This window comes from Streptomyces sp. UF-297 (assembly GCF_058245575.1).
In genome coordinates this window covers 35,105-57,536 of sequence record NZ_JBSIBZ010000007.1, presented here as the reverse complement: position 1 = coordinate 57,536, position 22,432 = coordinate 35,105, and the positions used below count along the sequence as shown (strand labels likewise).

The window sequence follows — 22,432 nt, the reverse complement described above, 5'->3', positions numbered from 1 at the left end:
ACCAACCTCCGTAGACAGCACATCTAGCCGGGCCGGCCTGCGGTGAGGTCGGGCGGCAGGGCCTGGGTTTCGATCGCCAGGCGGCGTGCGGCTTCAGTGTGCAGGTCGTTGCGCTCGTGCCAGTGGGGTGAGGCGAACAGGCCGGTCAGAGCGACGGTTTCGGGGTAGGTGGCGAGTTCGATGCGGTCCTCGGTGGGGCGGTGGGGATCTCCGTAGGGGTCCTCTGCGAGGGCGTCCAGGCGTCGGGTCCAGCGCTGCCGAAGGGTGGGTGGCTCGGACGCTCGGAACCAGTTCGCTGTGATCGTGCGGGCGCACAGGTAGTCCACGGCGATGAAGGGGGCCGTGCTGCGGCGGACGAGCCGACGGTGCCGCAGGTCGGCGTGGAGTATCTCGGGGAGCGCGTCCAGGTGGTGCTGGTCGCCGCCGTGGAGCCAGCGCTGGTGCCGCAGGCAGACCCCTTCGTGGTGCGGGGTGCTGCGGACGACGAGCCCGTGAATGCCACGACGGGCCATGCAGAGACGGCAGGCGGGGCGCCGACGGGGCTCAGCCAGTTCTTCGATGGCCAACCGCTGGCGGTGCTGCGCGGGTTCGCGCACGTCGGCCAGGACTGGCATCGCGTGGATCAGCGCGGGGACGCTCTGGCCGGTCAGAGCCGCCAGCCGGGGCAGGGCGGCGGGGGTCCAGTAACCGACCCGGTTGTCGTCGCGCCGGTGGCGGCGGTTGGGGCCGATCAGGAACGAGAGGTGGCCGATGGGCAGGTGGTTGGCGTCAGCGAGTCGGTTGAGGTAGGAGCCGATCGTCTCGCGGTGGACGGGCGGTAGCGCGACGGGCAGGGTCCGCAGGTGGCTGGTCATGCGGTCCTTCGTGCTTCGCGGGCGCGGCGCTGGCGGGCGCGCGGCAGGTTCTGCTGTTCGGCGCTCTCGTCGAGGTCGACGGCTTCCAGGCCGGCGCGGGTGATCTTCTCGGTGCCGTCCAGGATGGCGTCCAGGGCGGCCTCGCGGACCAGGTGGGACAGGCTGCCGATCATGCCCGCGGTGCGGTCGTGCAGGTAGGGGGCGAGCGAGAGGAGGGTGCCTGGGCGGTGGGCGTGCAGCCGCAGCGCGTTCTCCAGCGTGGCGACCAGGGCTTGCCAGGCCGCCTGCTCCTGCGGGGTCTTGTGGCGGAAGGAGCTGGTTGGGATGAGGCTGTAGCGGCTGGCGATCTGGCCTCCGCGCCGCCCGGCGAACAGGCCGGTGCCCTCGATGTCCACCCCGGCCAGTACGAACGTGGCGGGGATGCGTTCGGACAGGTACTTGATCTGGTCCGATGCCTCGGCACCGATCCTGGTCTGGATGTCGAGATTGTGCAGCTCGTCGATGAGAACGAGTCGACAGCCCAGGGTGCAGACCAGGTCGCAGACCCTGTTGGTGACCTCGACCTGGCTGAACCGGGACGGCAGCGGGAGCCCGATGAACCGGGCGAACTCGATGGCGAGCATCTTGGGCGTGGCGGCCGGCGGGACGGTGACGTAGAGGACCGGCAGTGCCCCGGGCGAGATGGCGCCGCGACGGCGGGTCAACTGCTCGTAGTTCTTTCCCAGTTGGGTGATAGCGGTGGTCTTGCCGGTGCCCGCCGGACCGGAGACGATCAGTCCGCGACGAGCCGAGTACTGGTGTCGGTTGAGCAAGATGCGCTTGCGCCCGGTGGCGGCGACGTGGCGGATCGTCGGCGTGGAGACGATCACCAGCTGGGCGTGGTAGTCCTCCCGGGCGGCGTCGTAGTCCGCGCGCTCGGCCTCGGACAGCCGCTGCAAGGCTGCTGGCGGCAGCACGAGCGGCGGTGCGGGCATCTCGTTGACGAAGGCGGCCCAGCCCTCCTTCGTCGTCAGCGGATGGTCGACCTCCTCCAGCTCCGGCGGGGGCGTCATGCGCGGCTCCCATCGGTGAAGGCGTCGAACACTCCGAACGGGACGACCTCGCCGGGGACCTCCTCCGACACCGGCTCGGCGTCGGCGTCGGAATCCGGCGGAGCGTCGAGGGCAGGTCGGGCGGGCAGGGTGGTGGCCGCTCGGGTGCGGGCGGCGACCTTGCGGTCCGGGCCGGTTCCGGCGCGGGTCAGCAGGTCCTCGACCACGGCCGCGATGCTCTGTTCGTCGGTGTCGTCCGCGCCTCGGGTGGCCAGCAGGGAGCGGGCATGGCGCCAGGTGAAGTCCGCGAACGGCGCGGAGACCGTGCCCAGCCGGGTCCACGGGACGGTGATCCATCCGCCCGCCCTGCTGTCGCGGACCCAGACGTGGGACAGGTCGTAGGGGTCGTAGTGGACTTCCCAAAGGTCGCCCTTGAGTGGGACGCCGGAGGGCTGGCGGCGATAGGGCCCCAACTCGCGGCAATCGTAGGTGCGGTAGTCCATCACGATCCCGTAGTCGTTGATCTTCCGCCATTCCACCGGCAGCAGTTCGATGTAGTCATCGCCCGTCAGGCAGACCGGCAGGTGCCCGGCGCGGGTCACCAGCAGCGCGTAGACCTCGTTCGGCGACAGCGCCTTGTTCGGCAGGAATGGACTGCGCAGTCCGTCGTGGGGCCGGCTCTGCCAGCAGGCGATCAACCATTCCTCGAACAGCTCGGCCAGTTCCCGCAGAGTCCAGACGGCTTCGACGGCCTGGCCGCGCTGGGTGACGTTGGAGCCGACGTAGCCGGCCACGTGCTGGCAGAACAGGGTGTTGATCGAGGAGAACGTCCGCTCGACGACTCCCTTGTCGGTCGGGGTGGCCGGGCGGGCGGGCTGGACGGAGATGCCCAGGGTGCGGCAGGCCGCGGTGAAGGTGTCGGAAATGAAGACCTTGCCGTGGTCGATCACGATGGTGTCCGGGACGATGACCGGCTTGGCGGCGGCGTGCTCCAGTCGGGCGTCGATGCTCATCAGCCGTGCGTGCGGGATCAGCGACGCGGACATCCGCAATGCCTCCGCCCACCCGGGCCGCATCGGCTCCGGGACCAGAGTCCGCGCCAGCAGCAGGGCCGCGTCGACCGCCTTGGTCCCGGCCGGACGCAGGACTGCCGCGCAGATGGTCCGCGAGGCGACATCGACCGCGATACTCAGTTCAACCCGACCGGTCACCCCGTCGTCCAGCACCGCCAGCACGTCCAGCGGGGTCGTGTCGATCTGGACGACCTCGCCGGGCCGGACGGCCATCGTCGGCGTGAACGGCTCCTGCGGACGCCGGCCCTGGGACCGGCGAGTGGTCGCCGCCCCGAACGAGTGCTTGCCTTCGTCGAGTTCCTTGATCAGGCGGTAGAACGTCGCCCGCGACGGGATCGCAACCACGCCTTGGCCGTGGCGCTCAACGACGAGCCGCTCAACCTGGCGCATCACCCGGCTGCGGGTGCCCGTCGACAGGTTCTCCTGGGCGGCCAGCACCTCGACCACGACCGCGACCAGGCGTTCGTCGGCACTTCCTCCGGGCGGCTGGGAACCGCGCATGACCCGGCGGTCCACCAGCCCCCAGATCCCCTGCTCGCGCCAAAGACCCCGCAGCCGGAACAGCGTCCGGTCCGAGACCGGTGTGCCCGACACCGTCAGTTCCTCGGCCTTGGCGACCATGCGCTCACTGAGCTTGCGCCACTTCGGGTCGTACTCCGGACGCGGACTGGACCCCGGCGGCGCGTCCGGCAGCAGACCGGTCTCCACCTCGATCAGGTGCCGCTCGAAGAACTTCGCCCGCCGCAGCGCAGGCTCAGGAACGGTGTCCAGCAGACCGAACGGCGGCAGCCCCGGGGCCCCTGGCTTGGAGTCCAGCAACGCGAACCCCTCGGAGGCCATCAGGTGGGAGAACAGGACCAGGCTCGCGGCCCCGTGATCGTCGAGGAGGCGGACCAAGGTCCCCGCCAGGCCGACGACGGAATGAACCCTGTCCCCGAACCGCACCCGGTCCCCGACACTCAGCACCCCACGCGGCAGCAGTCCACTCATCGCCCGTACCTCCGCTCGACCAACGTCAGATCACCCAGCGGACGGGAGAGATCCGCCCCCAGCACCCCAGACCACAGGAGGTGGAACACCACCGGCAGCACCTCGATCGGATCCCCGACCGTGGCGGCCTGGGCCATCAAAGGCGCCGGGACCGCGAACGCCGCCCTCACCGCGGCGACCGTCCCCGCCGCCGCCGCGTGGCGTGGATGCCGGTAGCCGGCCAGCCAGCGCAGATTCGCCACCCGGACCGGATCAAGTGCCCCGACGAGGCGGTAGGCCCAGCCCACCGCCTCACACACCTGCCGCGTCACCGAGAACGCCACCGCGGAGCGCTCGTCGATCCGGTCGACCGGACGGCAGTCGATCACCAGCCCCGTCCCGTCGACGGCCCGCGCGAAGTAGTCGGGCGCGTGCGACCGTCCCCGTCGTGTCGTCTCATCGCGCCAGCTCAGCCAGAACGGCTGCGAAGCGAACCCGGTCACGTGCGGGTCGAAGTCGAGAAGCATCGCGTGGTCCCGTTCCAGCCACGACTCGAAACCCACATGACGGCCCGTCGTCGCCGACCAGTACAACCCCGGGAAGTGGCGCTGGCCTCGGTACGACGGAAACTCACGTACTGGCGGCACGCCCTCGAACGCGATCCCCACCGCGTCCCTCAACGGCCGCCGGACCTCGACCCCGCCCTCCACCCAGGCCACATCGAAGCCCGCCACCTCCAGCAGCGCCTCATCGGATACCGCACCCGTCCTGTCCATGGAACGACCATCACGGGTTCGGTGAGACCAGCCAGATCAGATGAGACTCAATCCACCCTGAAAGGTGAAAACCGGGCAGAGCCAGCCACGCACGCCGGGAATCGACCGACTACCACCTGAGACAGGTGAGACGCCACAAGGTCCAGTGAGACCGGACATCGGCGTCTGGTCCGCCTTCACGGCGAATGAGAATCCGCAAGGTCGGTCTGCAGAGCATTGAGAATCTGCCAGTTGGGGTGCGGCGGGGCAGGCGCCTGTTTCGACAGCGTGGCCAAGTGGCCTCACAGTGGCCAACCAGTCTGAGATTCGGCCATGAAATCTGAGCCCCCGGGGCTGGAGGTTCTCCCCGTCGAGGGCATGCCCCGGGGCGGTGACCTGCTGATTCTCGCGGTGTCTCACGCTGTGTCCAGCTGCGCAGTCTCACAACCGTGTCGGCATCCTGGGGCGTCCCGGAGGTCCACTGCATTGAGGGCCGCGAGCGGCTGCCGCTTATCGGCGGGGCTCACATCGTCGGTCCGGACGTGGTTCTGTCCGGCTGCCGCTCGGTTGAGTGCCGGTGTCAGCGCGAATGTTCCGCCCCGGAGGTCTTGGACCAGCACGGAACCATCTCACCTGGAGGGCGGATAGCCGGGTTCGGACAGAGGATTTCCGCCCAGCTCGCGGACCCCCCGGAGTGCGTCCTCCACGTCCGTGACGCCGAAACTGACCTGCCATCCCTGGGGCTCATGCGCGAATGGCGGCTCCAGCGTGCTCCGGTGGGGGACCGTCGACCGGCCGCCGGAATTCTGAGCGGACCTCGTGAGGTCACAAGATGCTCTGCGGTAGGCGGGTTGGCTCAACAATCCGGCTCGTCCCTGCCCGGCTCGCCGCGCGTACCGGAACGTATCGTGCTTCGTACGACGGTCTCCTTGAAGGCCGCCGCGGCGCGTCCTGTCAGGACGAACCTGCGCGGGCGGTCGTCGGCGTGGGTGAACTGGACGATACCGTCGTGCCGGCCGAGGCTGATGTTGGTGAAGACGTAACCGATCCGAACTGGCCCGGGTTCCCGGCCCGTCAGCCGAGCCGCGACGGCATCGGCAACACTCCGGCCCATGGGTAGGGCTGCCTGGCAGGACAGGCGGCTCGGTGCTCCGCTCACCGACACCCCGGCAGCCGCGTCGCCCACGGCGTACACCTCGGGGTGCGAGACCGAGCGCAGGGTGGCATCGATGAGCATCCGGCCGCTCTCATCCGTGGCGAACCCCGCCGCGCGGGCCAGCTCCGGCGCACGGAACCCGGTGGTCCACACAACGGTGTCAGCGGCGAACGACGTGCCATCGCGGGTGTCCAGGCCGTTTTGCCGCACCGCCGTGACGACGGTCTTCAAATGCACCGAGACGCCCAGCCGGTCCAGAGCGCGCCGCAGGTGGGTCCGGGCTCGCGGCGTGAGCCCGGACCCGACGTCATCGGCACCGGTGAACAGCCGGACTTGCAACTGCGGGTAACTTTCGGCCAGTTCCGCGGCGGTTTCCAGACCGGTCAGCCCTGCGCCGACCACCGCAACCGTGCCGCCGGAGGCAATCTCGGCAACCCTGTGCCGCAGCCGCATCGCCTGATCGAGGTCGGCGACGGTGTAGGCGTGCTCGGCTGCCCCGGGGACCTCGTCGAGCTGCGCCCGGCTGCCCACCGCGTACACGAGGGTGTCGTAGCCGATCGCTCCGGGCGCGGCGTCCAGACACACGGTCCGGTCAGTGGTGTCGATCGCGGTTACGCGTGCGACGACCAGCTGGACCGATGTACCGCTGAGCTGTTGCCGCAACGATGGCCCCGCCCATCGTTGCCCGGCGGCCAGCTGATGGAGCCGGACCCGTTCCACGAACCGGTCCGAGGCATTGACCAGCGTGACGGTGACATCGCTGCGGCGCAGCTTGCGGGCGAGGCGCTTGGCCGCCGGCAGACCGGCGTACCCGGCACCTACGACGACGAGGCGATGACTCATGGCGTGACTTCCTCTGGGATTACGGGCGGCTTCGGCGCCGCCTCGGACAATCGGTCGCCGCGCACCGGCGTCAGGCCGCGGACCTGGCCACGGCAACCGCCCAGGCGATGTACAGGAGGTTCACCACCAGCCGGGCTACCGCACCGGCCGGCCGCTCCAGCACCCGGGGCCGGTCCGGGCGCGCGCCTCGGAGCGCGTCCACGTGGGACACCAGGTAGCAGGTGATCAAGGCGGCGGCGGTCCAGCTCCCGGCCGACCTGGTGCCCGGAACCAGCACCAGCGCACCCACCACGACCTCCGCCACCCCCGTGACGGCCACCAGGAGCCGTGCCCGGCGGAGCCATCCGGGCACCAGCGTGCGGAAGTAGCCGGGGGCCAGGAAATGCATGACCCCCGTGACAACCAGGAACACCGCCAAAGCGACGGCAGCGATAGCGTGCATGGCACGATGATCAGCTCACCCCGTGCCTGGGCACTTGAACGAAACGATCGCCGCATCGTCTTCGCCTGCGGAACCGAAGCGACGATGTTCGCCGAATCCCGCCCGTTCCATGTGGCCCCACACCGGCTGCCCGCGTGGAAAGCCGTGCTGCCGATCGGCGGCCACGCCCAACTCCACCAGCCGCAACGGCCCATGGTCGCGGCGCCCGGGCTGATCGTTCCGCCTCAGCTGGCCCACAGCTGCGCGGCGACCTCGCCCTACATCGCCCTGTTCATCGACTCCTGGCTGCTGCCCTCCCGCCCGGAGCCGATACGACTCGATGTCGGCGAGGTCCGCCGCCTGCTCGCCGGGCTCGGCACCACCGATTCCCACGGCCCCGGCACCGGCGTGGACCTCGCCGCCGGATACACCGAGCTGCGGGCATTCGCCGGGGACCCGACCCCGCTCGATGCGAGAGTCGCCCACGCCATCGACCTGTGCACGGTGCGCGATCCGGACCTGCCCATCACCTCCGTCGCCACCGAGGTCGGCCTGTCGGCCCCGCGGCTGCGCGCCCTGGTCCGCCAGGACGTGGGCATCGCGCTCGCCCGCTTGCGCCGATGGGGCCGGCTCCGTACCGCGATCGCCGACCTGCCGGATTCGACTGCCACCCTGGCCGCGGCCACGGCAGGCTTCGCCGACCAAGCCCATCTCACGCGTACTGCACGGGACTTCATCGGGCGTACGCCTGCCTCTCTGCGATGCGCTGAAGCGTAGAGCGTGCCCCTACCAGCCCGGCATACCCCACCCCCCGAGAGATCCGGCGTCGGCGCAGTCGCGGCGGCGGGTGAGTTCCGCAAGCAGGGGAGACGTTGTGGCTGCTGACGGGGGTGCCCGTCAGGCGGGTAGCGGCACCGATCGCGGTGGTGTTGCCGACCAGGAGGAAGGCGACGGCGAGGAGTTCGTCCGCGTGTCGCGCTACGGGTTTGCCGCTGGCGTGTCGCGGCGCCAGGCGCAGATCGCACTCGGGCCACAGGACGGTCGGCGACATCCGGGCGCTGGCGTCCTGATTGCTCGGGGAGCGGCTGGAGGTGACGGGGCTTCAGTGGCGCAGCCGTGCCGACGGCATCATCTTTGCCTCAAGGCTGCGGCGCAGTGGCTGGAGACCAGGCGCGAGGTGGCGGCCCAGGGTGGCGACGCCACCGAGGTGAAGGGGGCGGCCGGTGGCCGCCACTCGCTCGGCGAGCCACTGCGCCGCCCGGTCGGCGGCGGACGCTGACGTTGCGGTCAGGATCCGTACTGCCGCTGTGATCGCTACGGCGGCAGCAGCCGCGTCGTCGGGAGCGAAGTGGCTGTGCAGGGCGAGGTGTTGAGCCCTGCGTGCGTGCGTTGACCTGCGGGCAGCGGGTGGCAGCGGTAGTACTCAAGTCGCTGGGGGTCTCGGGTCCGGCCACGTCGGTCAAATCCGCGGTGACGGCGTGGTTGAGGACGAGTCCGCCCAGGCAGCGCGCGTCGCGCCGTACCGCCTGCAATGGTGCGCCGCTCGGCCCGTACAACGGTCAGCGCACCTTTGGCCCGGGTCCGCGCAGGCCATTGGTGAGGCGCTGGGTTCGTGCCGTGCCACCGTCGGTCGGCAGGCCGATGGCTGGGGCCTGCGCCAGCGGGCGGTGGCGGCGATGACCGCGCGGACCCGTGGGCGCGGGGCTCTTGCGCACAGGCCCGGGTGTGGCATCTCCCGGCGGGGATGGGCGTGAAGGCGCGGGATCCGGCCGCACGCCGGGTAGATGTCGGCCAGCAGCACCTGATGCCGCGTGCAGGCGAACGAACAGCCCATGCGCCACGTCAACAACCCGCTGCGCATGGCACGTTGGCAGCCCTTCGGTGAGACGGGGTGACCTCTCGCAGTGAAGATTGGGCATTCTCGCTGAACATCGAGTGCGGGAAACCCAAGGTCAGAAGCCTGTAGTGCCCTCCCGTGCGGGTGCTGTCGATACAACCGACCTCGGTCAGTGCCCGGTCCGACGTGCGGTCAGGCCTGGTCCAGGGCCCGTTCGATCGCGCGGCGGGCCCGGCCCGCGGCCGTCCGGTCGTGCTGGAGCTGCATGGCCGCGTTCAGTGCCAGCCCGGCGGCGACGATCTCGAACAGTGCCTGGTCGATGTCGAATCCGCCGGGTAGCTCGCCGTTCTCCACCGCCGCGGTCAGGTCCGCCCGCAACTGTTCGCGCCAGCGCGACCACACCTCGGCCACCGCGTCGCGGACCCGGCCGGGGCGGCCGTCGTATTCGGTGAGCGCCGCGGTCATCAGGCAGCCGCCGGGCAGCAGTGGCGCTTCCAGGTAGCCCACGGAGTTGGCGCACACCGTGCGCAGCCGCCGCAGCCCCGGCGGCTCGGCCAGTGCGGGCTCGACCACCCGGTGCCAGAAGTCCACGAACGCCTTGTCCAGCGTGGAGATCTGCAGCGTCTCCTTGGTGCCGAAGTGCTTGTGCACCCCGGACTTGCTCATCTCCAGCTCCTCGGCGAGCCGGCCGATGGTGATGCCGTCCAGCCCTTCCTCGGAGGCGATCTCGGCGGCACGGTCGAGGATCCGGCCCCTGGTGGCCTGTGCTTCGGCCGCTGAGCGTCGTGGTGACATGCGACGAGGATAGCGTACGGGCGTTCGCTATTGATTTAACGAACGCTCGTACGCTAAATTCCGCGGCAGTCGACTACCGGGACGAAGGAGTGCGAGATGCGGGTGCGACGACTGGGCTGGGCCGGGCTGGAGATCGAGGCGGGTGGCCAGCGGCTGGTGATCGACTACGTGCGGGACCTCTCACCGCTGTTCACGGGGTGGAAGCCCGGCGAGGGGCTGGTGGTGCCGAGCGGGGAGGTCACCGCCGCACTGGTCACCTACCTGCACCGGGACCACACCGACGCGTCCGCGCTCGCAGACGTGCTGATACCGGGGGCGCCGGTGCTGCGACCGGCGCCCGGTCACGGCGACGAAGTGGACAACGTGACGACCCTGCCGGCCGAACGCGAGCTGGCCGTGCACCAGTTGGCTGCCGAGGTCGTGGATGCCTGGACCACCCGTGAAGTCGGGCCGTTCCGCGTCACCGCGGTCCCTGCCGTCGACGGGCTGGGCGACCCGCAGCTGAACTGGGTGGTGCAGGCCGATGGGCGGCGAGTCTTCCACGGCGGCGACACGATGTTCCACGGCTACTGGTGGCTCATCGCGCGCCGGTTCAGCCCGTTCGACGCGGTGTTCCTGCCCGCCAACGGCGCGGTGGTCGACGCGCCGCACCTGCAGCCGCCGAGCCCGCTGCCCGCCGCGCTGGACCCGCGGCAGGCCGCCGCGGCCGCGGAGATCCTCGACGCCCGGTACGCAGTGCCGATGCACTACGAGACGGAGCAGCCGGACAAGATCGCGGGCTACGTCGAGGTCTCCGACCCGGAGAACGAGTTCCGCACGCACGCCGGAGGGCGCGCACACGTGCTGGCCGTCGGGGAATGGCTGGACCTGGCCACATGACCGGAGACTCCGCCGCGCCAACGGGTTCAAGCAGCAACGGGATGTAGGCCCGATGCGCACGAAAGAGGCCACGACTTCCGGTGGGCACGCCGGGCGCTGGAGCACGACGGCGCTGGGCTCACTGGAGTTGCCGGTCTCGGCCAGGCAGAACTCGCCGAGATGCGTGGGCGGTACGCCCCCGGCGACTGACTTCCCCGGCGACGGCGATCAGAGGGTGTCGCGCGCCAGATGTGCTCGATGTCGTCGAGTTCGGGGCTGAGGGGCGGCAGGTAAAACAGCTCCACCCCGATCTTCGCCGGTTGCTCACGACGCCCCTTGAACGCCTTGGCGATGTGCGCGGAGGCGTTGTCCAGGACCACCGTGCACGGCTTCGGCCGCCGCCACACGGGCATGGAAGGACCGAGACCGTCCGCGGCCAGGGACAGCGAGGCAGCCTTGCCGGGCAGGCCGGCCGGCGGTCGGCAGACGAACTCCAGCTCCAGCAGTACGGTCGCGTCGATCTTGCCGGGCGTGTGCTCCCGCAGCAGGTCGGCGCCTACGCCCACGATCAGAGCGCCGAGGGCGTTGACGCGCCGGTCGCGGGCGTCCTCGCGCGGTACCACCGCGCGCTGCCCGATGCGGGACCAGGCGTAGCCGATGGGCATGGTGGATGCGAAGCCCGACGCGTCAAGGAAGATCAGATCGCGCGAGCCCGCATGCGCTTCCACCCGCAACGGCCTCGGGGGAATGAGTGATCGCCGTGGCCGGGCCGCGGCATGGGAGACTGAGCTTGCGGTCTGCGGCCGACCGGGAGTACTCCCGGCCAGTCCGGTTGCTGGGGCAAGGGGGACACATGGGCGGGAACGATCCGCATATCCATGTCGAGTCGAAGGTGTTCCACGGGGATGCCGCCGCCCGCAACGTGGTGGCATCCACATTCGGCCTGGTGGGTAACCTGCCGAGCGTCGTCGCTACCGGATGCGGGCTGCGGGTGCCGTATGCGATGACCTCGCCGCGTCCGGGCAGCGTCACGTGCCTCGCCTGCCGGGAGTACGCCCGGCGCGAGCACCTGCGCTTCGCAGAGGAGGTCGAACGCTTGGGCAGCATGCTGGGATCGACTATCAGCCCTGCCCTGGCGCAGTCGGCCGCAGACTGGCATCGCGAGCGCGCGGAGATGTTTGCTGACGCGGGGAGCTGAGCCCTTACATTCTCCGGAGGCTCACTGATTGCCCTTGCCTGGCCGCGACATGAGAAGGGCCGCACGGGTTGGGTGAGTTGTGAAGTTGGCCTGGGCCCGTGCGGCCTGTTCCCCTCCTGCCCTATCCGGTGTCTCGCACGCTCACTTCGGCGAGCTGTTCGCCGAACGTGCCCGACCATGGGCAGCGGCCCGGCAGCCCGCGCTGCATCGGACGGCGCGACACCTACGCCGAGGCCCACCCCGCGATCGCCGGTCTGCTCTCCGACCGGTCCGCCCAGCGCGCCACCCGCCGACAGACGAGCACCGAACTCGCCCCGTCCGCTACACCGCCTGCTGATCACCCACCGGCCGAACCGCCAGGCCAGCACGCCTGAATCCGATTTCCCTCGAAGCCGTAAGTCCGCAAGTCCCCAGCCGGGCCCGGGCAGCCTGCTGGAGGGCGGGGCCAGCATTGTGCCGAAGACTGTCGCGGGTGCGTTTCCGCCGGAACCCCTCGCGGTGCAGCAGCTCGGCCAGCCACGCCGCCGACACCTGCACGCCCCGCTCCTCCTTCAGCCAGGCGCACAGCTCGGGAGCACTCCACCCGGGCCTCGGCCGAGTCGTCCAGCAGCGCACCCAGCGCCTTGAGATCGTCGCCGGCCAGCGGGGCGCGCCGTCCCTGAGACGGGGCATCGACCAGGGCAGGGCGTCGAACAAGTGCCATCCCGCCCGAGGCGGCCAAGTGACCCACAAATCAAGCCATGCTCCATGCCGCCAGGCGCGCATAGCGAGAGGACAGCCTCCCGGTGGCTGGCCTCCGGGAGGCCGGGAGCAGGAGAGCCCAATCCCCGAAACCTGCCGAGCAGTTGAGTGAGACGTTGCACTACAGGAAGGACTCGCCGATCAACGATGCGGCCACCGAAACCGACCGGGCGGCTGAGGTGCGCGGCAAGGTTGTTCATCGGCTCATCGCGGACGGCACGATCGTCTCGAAGGACGTCGAGGCGGCGATGTGCAAGGTCCCCGGCGACTGGTTCGCCCCGGAACCTTCGAGGAGGTACCGCCTGGGAAGTCGGTGTCTCATCGTACGACGGTTGCGGTATTCGGGTGGTTGTGGACGGCCCTGGGGTGATCGGGGGTTCCCGTCCGTGGCGAGCGCCGTTATGGGTGGTGACGGTGGGGTTCCGGACGGTCAGCAAGTCGTCCGGGCGGCGCGAGGGTCGTGGCCGTATTCAGACGCCGCCGTCAGAGAGGGACGCTGAAGTGAAGTACACGAAGGCCGCTGCGGTCGTTGCCGGTTCTGTGATGGCCATGGGGGTCGCCTCGCCCGCCTTCGCCGACGACGTCGACAACGTTCCTGGTGCCGCCAAGCAGGCGGAGAAGCAGCTGCTGGACTCGGACACCAAGACCAAGCAGGACCTGAAGAACCCGCTCAGCGAGCTGGACATCAATGCCTTCGTCGGCTGCCTGCAGAAGGTCGCGGAGAAGTTGAAGACGGACAACGTCACCGACGCCAAGACCAAGGTCGGCGACGCCCCCAAGGCCGCCGGTGCCCGGGGCCCGATGATGGGCGGTCTCCCGACTGGCGTGCCGCTCGGCTGATCTCTTCCGCTGCCTCTGCCGCTTGTTGGGGCGGCGGCGTGGGCTGCGTGCGCGGGCCCGGCCTTGTGCCGGGCCCGCTCGCGTGGTGCGGGCTGCTGCCGGACCGGCCGCCGCATCGTGGGGGAGCGCCGATCTGCGGTGACGTGCAGCGGCGCCCCCGATTCGCTCGGTACGGACCTTCCCCGGACTTGCATCCCCTGGTGAAGGGCCGTCCCCGCTGAGGCGGCCGGCGTGCTGGAGCTGTCGGCTCCGGCCATGGCGCCGTGCTGGCTGCCACCGGCCGAAGGCCTGAGCAGACCGGGGCATCCCCCCTTTGTGTCCCGTTCAAGGCCCTGCGTCGGCCCGATCCGCATAGGGCCTTCCGCTGCTCGCAGGCGCGGCCAGAATCCGGTGCCGCGGTCAACGCGGTGACTCCCGTGTGGTCATACATCAGCGCGACAGCGGTGAGCATGGCGTCGGCAACGTCACCGCAGGTATCCGTAGCCTCCGTGGTTCCGCGCAGACTCATCAGGTCCCCTGAGCGGTCGGCTCCGTAAATCCTTCGGGGGGACTGTGGAGCTTGTGTTGTGTGTGGTGCGGGGGCAGATGCCGGGGTCGGTGAGGTAGAGGCCGCAGGCGCAGTCGAGGGCGTCTTCGGGGGTGCCGGCGAAGCCGCTGGTGGGCAGGGACAGCGGACCCAGTCGTTCAGGCTTCCTTGTCAGCGAGCCTGGTCGCTCTTCGGCCCGATGCCTTTGATCCTGGTCGGGGTTCCGTCCGGGGCGAATGAGTGGTGGAAGGTGAAGGCGTGCGGAGCGGAGCCGTGGTGGTGGAGGTGTTCCAGCCTGGAAACCCCGTCCTGCCAGGTGGGTATCACGTCGTCGGAGACCCACCAGCACACGTAACTCGGGTGTCCTGTCCTCTCGAACCAGTCGTAACGCCTGTTCAGCGCCTCGCGGTGGAGACCGGTGTAGATGGCGTCGAAGGCGGGGCGCAGGCCGGTCCACAGTGAGAGGGTCGCGTCCAGGGCGGTGGTTTCCGCAGTGCGGCCCTTGCCGTACCAGGTCGGTACGGCGAACTCTCCCCAGGCACCCCAGTCCAAGTCGAAGTGTGTGCCCTGGCTGCCGTCTGCCGCTTGGGCACGAGTGAGGTATCCGGGGTGCTGGCTGATTTTCGGGTAGATGGCCTCGCCGCTGGCGTGGAGTTCGCGGGTGAGGGGTGTGGGATCGGCGAGGGGTGACTTCAGGACGCCGAAGGTGTACAGCGCAAGATGGGGCATGCGTCTCTCCCTGGTTGGGGGTGCCTGGTGGTGTGGACCCGGTTCGGTGGCTTGGGCATGGGCGAGGACTGGTGGGGCGTGACCAGCTCATCCCGTCGCGGGTGGCTCGGCCTGAAGGAACTCCTGTGCGACCGTGGGCGATCGCCGAGGACCAGGTGAAGGTAGCTGCCTGTGCGGGCCCTGTCGAAGTTGCGTTTTTCCTGTCCAAGTGGCCTCGTACACCGGTCATTACGGGGGCTGGGGCGGTGGCGGGCGGGGCGGGCTGCGGGATGCCAGTGATCTACCTGGGCCGATCGGTTCGCCCGCCATGCCCGTCCGAGCCCTCTGTCCGATAGCACCGAGTGCCGCCGGACGCGTGCGGTGGAAGAAGACGGCCTACGGCCACAGGGCCGAGCACCGGCTGCGGGTGCGTGCACAGGTGGTGCTGCACGCCGCCCTCGTCAGAACGCGGGGATAGGCGGACTTGGGGATGATGGGCTGCCCCTCGGCGAGGAGCGACGAGCCGCAGTGCGCGCGCCCGCACAGGGGGCGTCACCACGACAACATCCCGCAGCGCGGAAGCAATTGGATGCCTGTCGAACGCCCGTGGCAAAATCAGCGGGTGCAGATCGGGATGCTGGGTCCATTGGAGGTACGCACGGACGACGGCGGCTTGGTCGACGTACCGGGCGCTCGGCTGCGCGGGCTGCTGATCGCCCTCGCGCTCAAGCCGGGGCACGCGGTCCCGAAGGCGTCGCTCGTCGACTGGATCTGGGGGCAGCACCCGCCAGCCGATGCGACGAACGCCCTGCAGCGCTTGGTGTCCCGCCTGCGGAAGGCACTGCCGGACGGGGCGGTCGAGGGGAAGACGGACGGCTACCGGTTGACGGTGGAGCCCGACGCCGTCGACGCCGTGGAATTCGAACGCCTCCTCATTGCGGGCCAGGCCCGCACCGTAGACATCTCCCGGCGGGTGCGGCTGCTGCGCGAGGCTCTCGAACTGTGGCGCGGTACGGCCTTGCAGGACGTCGGTCTGCTGGACAGCGCCGCGTTCGACGCCGCGGTCGCCCGGCTCGACGGGCTGCGCCTGACCGCCACGGAGGAGCGGTTCGACGCGGAGGTCACCCTCGGGCGCGGTGCGGAGGTGGTCACGGAGCTGACCGACCTGGTGGCCGCGCATCCGATGCGGGAGCGGCTCGTCGCCGCGCTGATGCGTGCCCTCGTCGCGGCCGGTCGCGACAGCGAGGCGCTGCTGGTGTACGAGCGCACGCGGAAGATCCTGGCCCAAGCCCTGGGCGTCGATCCCTCGCCGGAGCTGTCCGCTGTGCATGTCGCGCTGCTACGGGGTGAGTTGGGGCGGCGCGAGGAGAGCCGTAAGACCAACCTGCGTGCCGAGCTCACCAGCTTCGTCGGCAGGGGCGCCGATGTCGCCGCGGTCCGTGAGCTCATAGCCGAGCACCGGCTCACCACCCTGATCGGGCCGGGCGGCTCGGGGAAGACCAGGCTGGCCACGGAGACCGCGCGCACGCTGCTCGGCGACCTGCCGGACGGGGTCTGGCTGGTGGAGTTCGCCGCCATCGGCGCGGACGGCGACGTGGCGCAGTCGGCGTTCGCCGGGCTGGGCCTGCGGGACGCCCTGCTCGGCGGGACCCCGAACGCGGACCTGACGGACCGGCTCATCGCCGCGATCCGCGAGCGGGAGGCGCTGCTGATCCTGGACAACTGCGAGCACGTGATCGACTCCGCGGCGGTGTTCGCCCACCGGGTGCTGGGGGAGTGCCGGCGGCTGCGGATCCTGGCGACGAGCCGCGAACCACTGGGCATCACCGGGGAGGCGCTGTGGCCGGTCGAGCCGCTGGCCCTGCCGCGATCGGACGCGGCCCCGGACGAGATCGAGTCCTCACCCGCCGTCCGATTGCTGCGGGACCGGGCCGGGGCGGTGCGCCGGGATCTCGCGGGCGACGTCCACACGCTGGCGACGATGGTACGGGTCTGCCGGGCACTGGACGGAATGCCGCTGGCGATCGAACTGGCCGCGGCCCGGCTGCGCACCATGTCCATCGACCAGCTCACCCACCGTCTCGACGACCGGTTCCGCCTGCTGTCCGGCGGCAGCCGCACCGCGCTGCCGCGGCACAAGACGCTGCGCGCGGTGATCGACTGGAGCTGGGAACTGCTCACCGGCGCCGAGCGGATGGTGCTGTGCAGGCTCTCGGTGTTCTCCGGCGGGGCGAGCCTGGAAGCGGCCGAACGAGTGTGCGCGAGCGGCGCGGTCGGGCAGGAGCAGGTGCTCGATCTGCTCACCGCGCTGACCGAGAAGTCGCTGCTGCTCGCCGAGGGCGACAGCGCACCGCGCTACCGCATGATCGGCACGATCAAGGAGTACGCCGGGTACCGGCTCGCCGAGGCGGGGGAATCGGACCTGGCGCGCCACGCGCATCTGGCCTACTTCACCGAACTCACCGAGACCGCGGAGCCGCACCTTCGCCGTGCCGAGCAGCTGGACTGGCTGGCCACGCTCCGGGCCGAGCACGACAACATCGGTTCCGCGATGCGCGGCGCACTCGCGAGCGGTGAGACACAGGCGGCGATGCGGCTCGCGGCGGGCGCCGGCTGGTACTGGTGGCTCAGCGGGCACAAAACCGAGGGCATGGAACTGATCACCGCGGCCACCAGGATGCCCGGCGAAGTGACCGACGACGTCCGGGCCACGGCGTACGGGCTGGTCGTGCTGTTCATGACCTCCGGGCCGGGCGACGAGCACCGGGCCGCAGAGTGGATCCACAAGACGTACGACTTGAGCCGGCGCAGCCAGGGCGGCCACCCGCTGATCGGGCTTGTCACCCCGCTGGAACGCATGCTGCGAGCGCCGGAGGCATTCCTGCCCGCATTCGAATCGCTCCTCGACGACGAGGACCCCTGGGTGCGCGCACTGGCCCGGTTGCACCTGGGCAAGATGCGGATCGTCATCGGCCAGGGCGGGCGGGACGCGGACGCGTACCTGGAGGCGGCGGTCACCGAGTTCCGGGCGCTCGGCGAACGGTTCGGGATCTCGTTCGCCCTGACCGAGTTGGCGGACCGGGTCGCCATGCGCGGCGAGTTCGCCGATGCGTGCACGTACTACGAGGAAGCGATCGCGGTCGTCACCGAGGTCGGTGCCACCGACGACCTCATCCGGATGCGGTCGATGCAGGCGCGGCTGTACTGGCTCCGCGGCGACGAGGACGCCGCCGCGGCCGCCATCGCCGAGGCACAGCGGTGCGCAGAGCGGGTCACCTGGCCGGGCGCGCTGGCCCTGCTTGCCTTCTCGAAGGCCGAACTCGCCCGCTGGGGCGGCGACGTCGAGGAGGCGCGCCGCCAACTCGGCGTCGCGACAGCTGTGTTGGGGGACGAAGCGGAGCAGGCGGCCCTCCGTGCGGTGACGCACGACCTGCTCGGCTACCTCGCCGACGACCTCGACGAGGCCCGGGCGCACCGCGCGGCGGCCTGCAAGGCGGCGTCCGAGGCAGGGCACGCGCCGGTGATCGCGCAGGCGCTCGTCGGGGTCGCGGACCTGGCACTGCGCCGCGACGAGCACGACCAGGCCGCGCGGCTGCTCGCGGCGAGCGCGGGCGTACGGGGGCTGCAGGACCGCTCCCACCCGGACGTGGCGCGGATCGAGCAGACCGTGAGGCACCGCCTCGGCGACGCGCGGTTCGCCGAGGCGGCTCAGGAGGGGACGCGGACCTGTTGGTCTCAGCTGGTCGAGGTCACGCTCGCATCCTGAACGTGGAGACCGCCCACACGTACCCGAGGAGGACGATCCTGACGCACCGGGCGATGGCCGCGATCGCGTCACCGCTCGACAGACTCTTGGCGTCCCGCGCAGCGTCTCGATGTCCGGGGAAGGGCCGGTACGCCGCGAACTGTGCTCAAAGCTTCCGCACGGGGGCCACGCGATACGGCTGTGAGGATGCGGGGGTGCCGCCTCGATGGGTGCTCCGTCCCGCGATACGACTGGTGTGGATGCCTTGGGTTTGATCCGCCGACTGCTGGCTGAGGTGGTGGACGCTGCTGCCGGACAGCCCTTGGCCCTCTACGAGCGATGGAGGCAGTCCGCACTGGCGGCCCACCCGCGTCGGAGGATCGAAATTCAGTGGAGCCGCGCCGCTGCGCGCCATTACCGTGCTGCTGCACGTTGTCGCCTTGTCAAAGGAGTGCCGTTGTACACCCTGTGAGACACCCCGAGCGCTGATTCGTCGCGCGTCGCTTTTGTGCGCCGCGCTCCTTTTCGCTGCGGAATTTCTCACTGAACTGGTGTACTTCTGTGCTCAACACTTGGGTGGTCGTGCCCACCTGCCTGCCTCTCATTGTCCGACGTTGCCACGCGTGCTCGTCCGGGCGTTTCCGGGCAAGCGGCAAATTTCGCGTCAACGCACACCACAAGCTCATCGATGCCTGGCTCCTCGTGCTCTGTACCGCTTGCGGGGACACTGCGAAGCTCACGGTCCTGGAGCGGATGAATGTGCGCTCCGTACGACCTGAGCTGCTGGACCGGCTGCATGGCAACGACCCCGACCTGACGGCCGAACTGCTCCAGGACCCGGGCGTGCGGCGCCGTAACCGCATCGCCCTTGACTGGGACAACGCCTGGCGCCTCGATACCAGCGGATCGGATGACAGAGACGGCGAGTCCCTCGACGTCTCTGTCCGCTTCGCGGCGCACATCCCTGTCCGGCCCGTCCGGTTGATCGCGGAAGGGCTCGGTCTTTCGCGCGCCGAGGTCGAGCGACTGATCACCGAGGGGAAGCTCGTTTCGGCAGGCCGACTGAGCGGCAAGGTCGCCGTCGACTTCACCTTCATGTTCAAGCCCTGAGTCGTCCCAGGGCCGGGGCCTGGCTCGGCAAGATCCGCCGGACAGGCCCCGGCCCCCGTCTCGGCCGCTATGTCCAGTAACGGGCGAGGCACGTGTGCCGCGTACCCTGGCTCATTTGCCGCGACGTCGCAGGAAAGCGATTGACGCTGCGGTGTCGTTCGTCGACCATTCCGGACCGTGACGACGAACACCGATCATGACCGACCTGCCCACGGACAAGGCTCTTCGGCCGACCGCCCGCTCGCCCTGATTACCGGGGTGGGCCGCACCGTCGGTATCGGCGCTGGCATCGCCCGTCGGCTGGCCGCATCGGGCTGGGACATCGCCTTCACCCACTGGACCCCCTACGACGACCGTATGAGCTGGGGCAGGGAGCCCGGCGCGACCGAAGTGATCAGCAAATCGTTGGCCGAACACGGTGCGTCCACTACCGCGATCGAGGCGGATCTCGCCGACCCGGACACCCCGGCACGTGTCTTCGACAAGGTCGAACAGCAGATGGGCACGGTCACCGCGCTGGTGATGAGTCACTGCGAGTCTGTCGACTCTGGGCTGCTGGACACCACCGTCGAGAGCTTCGACCGGCACTTCGCCGTCAATGCGCGCGCCCCCTGGCTCCTCATTCGCGAGTTCGGCCGCCGCTTCGCCGCAGAACGGGGAACCGGCCGGATCATCAGCCTCACCAGTGATCACACCGTCGGCAACCTGCCCTACGGGGCCAGCAAGGGAGCCCTGGACCGCATCACCCTGGCCGCCGCCCACGAACTCGCCCACCTCGGTGTGACCGCCAACGCGATCAATCCCGGGCCGGTCGACACCGGCTGGATGCCCGAAGAAGTCCGCGAGCACTGCATCCGCAGCGCCCCCCTCGGCCGACTGGGCACTCCGCAGGACACCGCGCATCTCGTGGACTTCCTGTGCTCCAGGGAAGGCGAGTGGATCAACGGTCAGCTACTGATGAGCAACGGCGGCCTCGCGTAGGCGCCCAAAGCTCGATTCTCAAGCGCCACACGCCCGGTCACGCCAACACGTCTCGTTTGAGGAGGAGTTCGAATCTCGTGCGGCCGAACATCTGGCGCTTCAGCATCTTGATGCGGTTGACATGCTGGTGAAATGGATCGGCAGGTGGCATCGCCGAGTCTGCGGGTGCATGACCAGGCGTCGATTCCTGAGGCAAGGTCCATTTCCGGCGTGCGTGCATATCCTTCGGTCTCCTCATGCTCGGGCTACGGCCGCCAGGGCCAGGAGTGCGAGCAATCCGGAGCCGAGGATGATCTGAAACGCTCCGCTGATATAGAGGCGTTTGCGGAACAGTGGCCAGGCCGATAACCAGCAGATCACGGACATAACGCACAAGGTGACGGCCGGAACTGTCCAATCGATGGGCCTTTCCCGTTCTGGATGTGAGATGAATTCGAAACCGGCACTTGTGAGAGCTGCCCCCAGAACCAAGTATCCGACGATCGCATCGATAAGGGATAGTCCGAACAGTGAACGGATATCGCTGAGTCCGTTGTACCGCTGGTTCTTCCCGTTCCAGATGGGAGGAGTCTCGATCATGTCTATGTGTCCATTCTCCATTAGGCGCGGTGCGGGATCCTGCGCTCAGGGTCCCGCGCCTCGGTTTCGCCGTTGTTAGTTGCCTGCGAGCGTGTGTTCATGGGCGTCCGCATACGGGCGGACCCCGTCAGGTTCGGGGGCGGAAGGACTGCATCGACACCTTCGGAGGCTGTTCGTCGGCCTTTGATCGGCCGAGTATGACGATCGCCGATCCGCGAAGGTGCCGGTCGCACTCGGTCTGCCAAGGTCCGTACTGCTCGGGCAGGCCGGCCACGGCACCTCGGTGCGCGCGGGACAGGACTTGTCGATCACCGTGCGGTGATCGGCCCGCTGCCCGCCGGGGCTGCAGCGGCCTGACCTTCTGCCACTGCGCGCCACCGCTGCCTCGGCGCCCATGGACCCGAGCGCGTCTACGGGAGTTCAGCCGTTCGGACGGAGAAGCTCGCGCACGTCCTGGAGCCGCTGACGTGCCTGGGGGTCCACCCGTCGTCCAGATCGAGGGGGACTCTCACGGTGATCTGTGTCTGGGGCTGGTCATGGATTTCCAGCACGTAGGGGTCGTCCGCGATGAGGCGGAGGTACCCGTCTTTGCCTACGGGCGGCCAGTCGATGGTGAGCGCGTCCCCTCCAGGAGCCTGAACGTTGTCTGCCTCGATGCGGTCCAGGGTGTCAGCCCAGTGGTCCAGGTCCTCGGTGGTCACGTCGATCCGCAGTTGAGCGTTCACGAAGTCGCTGGTGATGACGATGTCGGCAGCGTAGGAGTCTGAGGCCCAGGCAGGTGCGCGGTCGGCCAGCGTGACGCTGACCGTCTGGTTTCCATCGTCCAGACGAATCAGTTCGAGAGCGGTCGCGTTATCCACCGGCCAAGTGTCCCCAAGCTGCCTCTTCACAGATCAGCCGCCTCATGCAGGGCCCGAGCTCCCGCAGCGCGCCGTAGGCGCCTCTCGCCGCGCGGGCGCCCCCAACGACGCGGACCGTCTCTGAGGGATCATCAACTCCTTTTTGGGCGCGTGTTTATGCTGGATTGTGTGGCGCGGCGGGGGAGTTGGGTCGCGCGCAGTGGCGTTGAGAAAACGGGAGGCTGACGATGCAGGACGGCAACACCCAGGACGGCGGCTCGGCGATACGTCACGCGCGGTTCGGCGCGCTGCCCGAGCGGGTCGCCTACGAGGACATGGTCGAGGTGAAGCCGGCCTCGCCGAGGGACCCGGCGCGAGACGCCGGCAGCTCCGGAGGGACGAGGGATCTCCTCACCTGTCTGGCGTGGGACCTGGTGCTCTGAGGCGTGCCCTCCTCCTCCGGGCGGGCCGCGGACCTTCGCGTCGGCCGCGGTGGGGGAGGGCTTTGGGGCGCCGCGCGGAGCCTGATACGGTTGCCGCGGCAGTGATCCTTCGTAGAGGAGTCTTCAGACA

Annotated in this window: 22 protein-coding genes; 10 read left to right on the top strand and 12 right to left on the bottom strand. The window is 69.6% G+C overall.

The features are described 5' to 3' along the window. Positions 1 to 23 precede the first annotated feature (23 nt). The 6 genes from AC4IJH_RS06560 to AC4IJH_RS06535 form a co-directional block, all read right to left on the bottom strand. Positions 24 to 854, bottom strand: a complete 831-nt coding sequence (locus tag AC4IJH_RS06560) for a TniQ family protein (protein ID WP_490850574.1) — start codon at positions 852 to 854, stop codon at positions 24 to 26. Further along, entirely contained in the window at positions 851 to 1,906 is a 1,056-nt protein-coding gene (locus AC4IJH_RS06555; protein WP_490850573.1) for an AAA family ATPase, read from the bottom strand. The genes AC4IJH_RS06560 and AC4IJH_RS06555 overlap by 4 nt, the downstream gene beginning before the upstream one ends. Further along, a complete protein-coding gene (locus AC4IJH_RS06550) occupies positions 1,903 to 3,948 on the bottom strand; it encodes a TnsB C-terminal domain-containing protein (RefSeq protein ID WP_490850572.1) in 2,046 nt (681 codons plus the stop codon). Before AC4IJH_RS06550 ends, AC4IJH_RS06555 begins: the two co-directional genes overlap by 4 nt. Then, the gene (locus AC4IJH_RS06545; RefSeq protein WP_490850571.1) at positions 3,945 to 4,703 is read right to left on the bottom strand and encodes a TnsA-like heteromeric transposase endonuclease subunit; all 759 of its coding nucleotides are present in this window, start codon (positions 4,701 to 4,703) and stop codon (positions 3,945 to 3,947) included. The genes AC4IJH_RS06550 and AC4IJH_RS06545 overlap by 4 nt, the downstream gene beginning before the upstream one ends. 835 nt (positions 4,704 to 5,538) lie before the next feature. Next, the gene (locus AC4IJH_RS06540; RefSeq protein WP_490850570.1) at positions 5,539 to 6,681 is read right to left on the bottom strand and encodes an NAD(P)/FAD-dependent oxidoreductase; all 1,143 of its coding nucleotides are present in this window, start codon (positions 6,679 to 6,681) and stop codon (positions 5,539 to 5,541) included. Positions 6,682 to 6,751: 70 nt separating this feature from the next. After that, a complete protein-coding gene (locus AC4IJH_RS06535) occupies positions 6,752 to 7,123 on the bottom strand; it encodes a DoxX family protein (protein WP_490850569.1) in 372 nt (123 codons plus the stop codon). 84 nt (positions 7,124 to 7,207) lie between these two features. Here AC4IJH_RS06535 and AC4IJH_RS06530 point away from each other — a divergent pair, with 84 nt between their 5' ends. Next, complete coding sequence (locus AC4IJH_RS06530; protein WP_490850568.1) at positions 7,208 to 7,879, top strand: helix-turn-helix domain-containing protein; 672 nt, start codon at positions 7,208 to 7,210, stop codon at positions 7,877 to 7,879. A gap of 97 nt (positions 7,880 to 7,976) precedes the next feature. Then, a complete protein-coding gene (locus AC4IJH_RS06525) occupies positions 7,977 to 8,381 on the top strand; it encodes a hypothetical protein (protein WP_490850567.1) in 405 nt (134 codons plus the stop codon). 750 nt (positions 8,382 to 9,131) lie between these two features. On the opposite strand, the gene AC4IJH_RS06520 is transcribed toward AC4IJH_RS06525, so the two are convergent. Beyond that, positions 9,132 to 9,734 (bottom strand): TetR/AcrR family transcriptional regulator, encoded by a 603-nt coding sequence (locus AC4IJH_RS06520; RefSeq protein ID WP_490850566.1) that lies wholly within the window; start codon positions 9,732 to 9,734, stop codon positions 9,132 to 9,134. Between the two features lie 96 nt (positions 9,735 to 9,830). On the opposite strand from AC4IJH_RS06520, the gene AC4IJH_RS06515 reads away from it, so the two are divergent. Further along, the gene (locus tag AC4IJH_RS06515; RefSeq protein ID WP_490850565.1) at positions 9,831 to 10,613 is read left to right on the top strand and encodes an MBL fold metallo-hydrolase; all 783 of its coding nucleotides are present in this window, start codon (positions 9,831 to 9,833) and stop codon (positions 10,611 to 10,613) included. A gap of 26 nt (positions 10,614 to 10,639) precedes the next feature. On the opposite strand, the gene AC4IJH_RS06510 is transcribed toward AC4IJH_RS06515, so the two are convergent. Beyond that, positions 10,640 to 11,320, bottom strand: a complete 681-nt coding sequence (locus tag AC4IJH_RS06510) for a transposase (RefSeq protein WP_490850564.1) — start codon at positions 11,318 to 11,320, stop codon at positions 10,640 to 10,642. 125 nt (positions 11,321 to 11,445) lie between these two features. Between AC4IJH_RS06510 and AC4IJH_RS06505 the strand changes: the two genes are divergently transcribed. Together AC4IJH_RS06505 and AC4IJH_RS06500 are read left to right on the top strand one after the other, a co-directional pair. Continuing rightward, on the top strand, positions 11,446 to 11,790 hold the full coding sequence (locus AC4IJH_RS06505; protein ID WP_490850563.1) for a hypothetical protein: 345 nt from the start codon (positions 11,446 to 11,448) through the stop codon (positions 11,788 to 11,790). A gap of 167 nt (positions 11,791 to 11,957) precedes the next feature. After that, positions 11,958 to 12,164 (top strand): hypothetical protein, encoded by a 207-nt coding sequence (locus AC4IJH_RS06500; protein WP_490850670.1) that lies wholly within the window; start codon positions 11,958 to 11,960, stop codon positions 12,162 to 12,164. Here the strand turns inward: AC4IJH_RS06500 and AC4IJH_RS06495 are convergent. Beyond that, entirely contained in the window at positions 12,112 to 12,462 is a 351-nt protein-coding gene (locus AC4IJH_RS06495; RefSeq protein WP_490850667.1) for a winged helix-turn-helix domain-containing protein, read from the bottom strand. The two genes, AC4IJH_RS06500 and AC4IJH_RS06495, sit on opposite strands and share 53 nt — an antisense overlap. A 570-nt stretch (positions 12,463 to 13,032) precedes the next feature. On the opposite strand from AC4IJH_RS06495, the gene AC4IJH_RS06490 reads away from it, so the two are divergent. Beyond that, positions 13,033 to 13,371: a hypothetical protein gene (locus tag AC4IJH_RS06490; protein WP_490850562.1), complete on the top strand. Its 339-nt coding sequence runs from the start codon at positions 13,033 to 13,035 to the stop codon at positions 13,369 to 13,371. Positions 13,372 to 14,068: 697 nt separating this feature from the next. On the opposite strand, the gene AC4IJH_RS06485 is transcribed toward AC4IJH_RS06490, so the two are convergent. Continuing rightward, positions 14,069 to 14,626, bottom strand: coding sequence for a DUF3291 domain-containing protein (locus AC4IJH_RS06485; protein WP_490850561.1), 558 nt, complete (start codon positions 14,624 to 14,626; stop codon positions 14,069 to 14,071). A 601-nt stretch (positions 14,627 to 15,227) separates the two neighbouring features. Between AC4IJH_RS06485 and AC4IJH_RS06480 the strand changes: the two genes are divergently transcribed. The 3 genes from AC4IJH_RS06480 (at position 15,228) to AC4IJH_RS06470 (ending at position 20,441) form a co-directional block, all read left to right on the top strand. Further along, a complete protein-coding gene (locus AC4IJH_RS06480; RefSeq protein ID WP_490850560.1) occupies positions 15,228 to 18,371 on the top strand; it encodes an ATP-binding protein in 3,144 nt (1,047 codons plus the stop codon). A gap of 540 nt (positions 18,372 to 18,911) precedes the next feature. Continuing rightward, positions 18,912 to 19,460, top strand: coding sequence for a DUF1062 domain-containing protein (locus AC4IJH_RS06475; protein WP_490850559.1), 549 nt, complete (start codon positions 18,912 to 18,914; stop codon positions 19,458 to 19,460). 177 nt (positions 19,461 to 19,637) lie between these two features. Continuing rightward, positions 19,638 to 20,441 (top strand): SDR family oxidoreductase, encoded by an 804-nt coding sequence (locus AC4IJH_RS06470; protein WP_490850558.1) that lies wholly within the window; start codon positions 19,638 to 19,640, stop codon positions 20,439 to 20,441. Positions 20,442 to 20,675: 234 nt separating this feature from the next. On the opposite strand, the gene AC4IJH_RS06465 is transcribed toward AC4IJH_RS06470, so the two are convergent. Both AC4IJH_RS06465 and AC4IJH_RS06460 read right to left on the bottom strand, forming a co-directional pair. After that, positions 20,676 to 21,020 (bottom strand): hypothetical protein, encoded by a 345-nt coding sequence (locus tag AC4IJH_RS06465; RefSeq protein ID WP_490850557.1) that lies wholly within the window; start codon positions 21,018 to 21,020, stop codon positions 20,676 to 20,678. A gap of 410 nt (positions 21,021 to 21,430) precedes the next feature. Next, positions 21,431 to 21,880 (bottom strand): DUF5959 family protein, encoded by a 450-nt coding sequence (locus tag AC4IJH_RS06460; RefSeq protein WP_490850556.1) that lies wholly within the window; start codon positions 21,878 to 21,880, stop codon positions 21,431 to 21,433. A gap of 227 nt (positions 21,881 to 22,107) precedes the next feature. Here AC4IJH_RS06460 and AC4IJH_RS06455 point away from each other — a divergent pair, with 227 nt between their 5' ends. Beyond that, positions 22,108 to 22,302: a hypothetical protein gene (locus tag AC4IJH_RS06455; protein WP_490850555.1), complete on the top strand. Its 195-nt coding sequence runs from the start codon at positions 22,108 to 22,110 to the stop codon at positions 22,300 to 22,302. Positions 22,303 to 22,432: the final 130 nt, after the last annotated feature.

Bases quoted from the DNA above. Each gene is read 5' to 3' on its own strand.
- AC4IJH_RS06465 (WP_490850557.1), bottom strand. From the start codon at position 21,020: ATGATCGAGACTCCTCCCATCTGGAACGGGAAGAACCAGCGGTACAAC.
- AC4IJH_RS06530 (WP_490850568.1), top strand. From the start codon at position 7,208: ATGTTCGCCGAATCCCGCCCGTTCCATGTGGCCCCACACCGGCTGCCC.
- AC4IJH_RS06455 (WP_490850555.1), top strand. From the start codon at position 22,108: ATGCAGGACGGCAACACCCAGGACGGCGGCTCGGCGATACGTCACGCG.
- AC4IJH_RS06485 (WP_490850561.1), bottom strand. From the start codon at position 14,626: ATGCCCCATCTTGCGCTGTACACCTTCGGCGTCCTGAAGTCACCCCTC.
- AC4IJH_RS06495 (WP_490850667.1), bottom strand. From the start codon at position 12,462: ATGCCCCGTCTCAGGGACGGCGCGCCCCGCTGGCCGGCGACGATCTCA.
- AC4IJH_RS06545 (WP_490850571.1), bottom strand. From the start codon at position 4,703: ATGGACAGGACGGGTGCGGTATCCGATGAGGCGCTGCTGGAGGTGGCG.
- AC4IJH_RS06520 (WP_490850566.1), bottom strand. From the start codon at position 9,734: ATGTCACCACGACGCTCAGCGGCCGAAGCACAGGCCACCAGGGGCCGG.
- AC4IJH_RS06505 (WP_490850563.1), top strand. From the start codon at position 11,446: ATGGGCGGGAACGATCCGCATATCCATGTCGAGTCGAAGGTGTTCCAC.
- AC4IJH_RS06540 (WP_490850570.1), bottom strand. From the start codon at position 6,681: ATGAGTCATCGCCTCGTCGTCGTAGGTGCCGGGTACGCCGGTCTGCCG.
- AC4IJH_RS06515 (WP_490850565.1), top strand. From the start codon at position 9,831: ATGCGGGTGCGACGACTGGGCTGGGCCGGGCTGGAGATCGAGGCGGGT.
- AC4IJH_RS06555 (WP_490850573.1), bottom strand. From the start codon at position 1,906: ATGACGCCCCCGCCGGAGCTGGAGGAGGTCGACCATCCGCTGACGACG.
- AC4IJH_RS06550 (WP_490850572.1), bottom strand. From the start codon at position 3,948: ATGAGTGGACTGCTGCCGCGTGGGGTGCTGAGTGTCGGGGACCGGGTG.
- AC4IJH_RS06535 (WP_490850569.1), bottom strand. From the start codon at position 7,123: ATGCACGCTATCGCTGCCGTCGCTTTGGCGGTGTTCCTGGTTGTCACG.
- AC4IJH_RS06560 (WP_490850574.1), bottom strand. From the start codon at position 854: ATGACCAGCCACCTGCGGACCCTGCCCGTCGCGCTACCGCCCGTCCAC.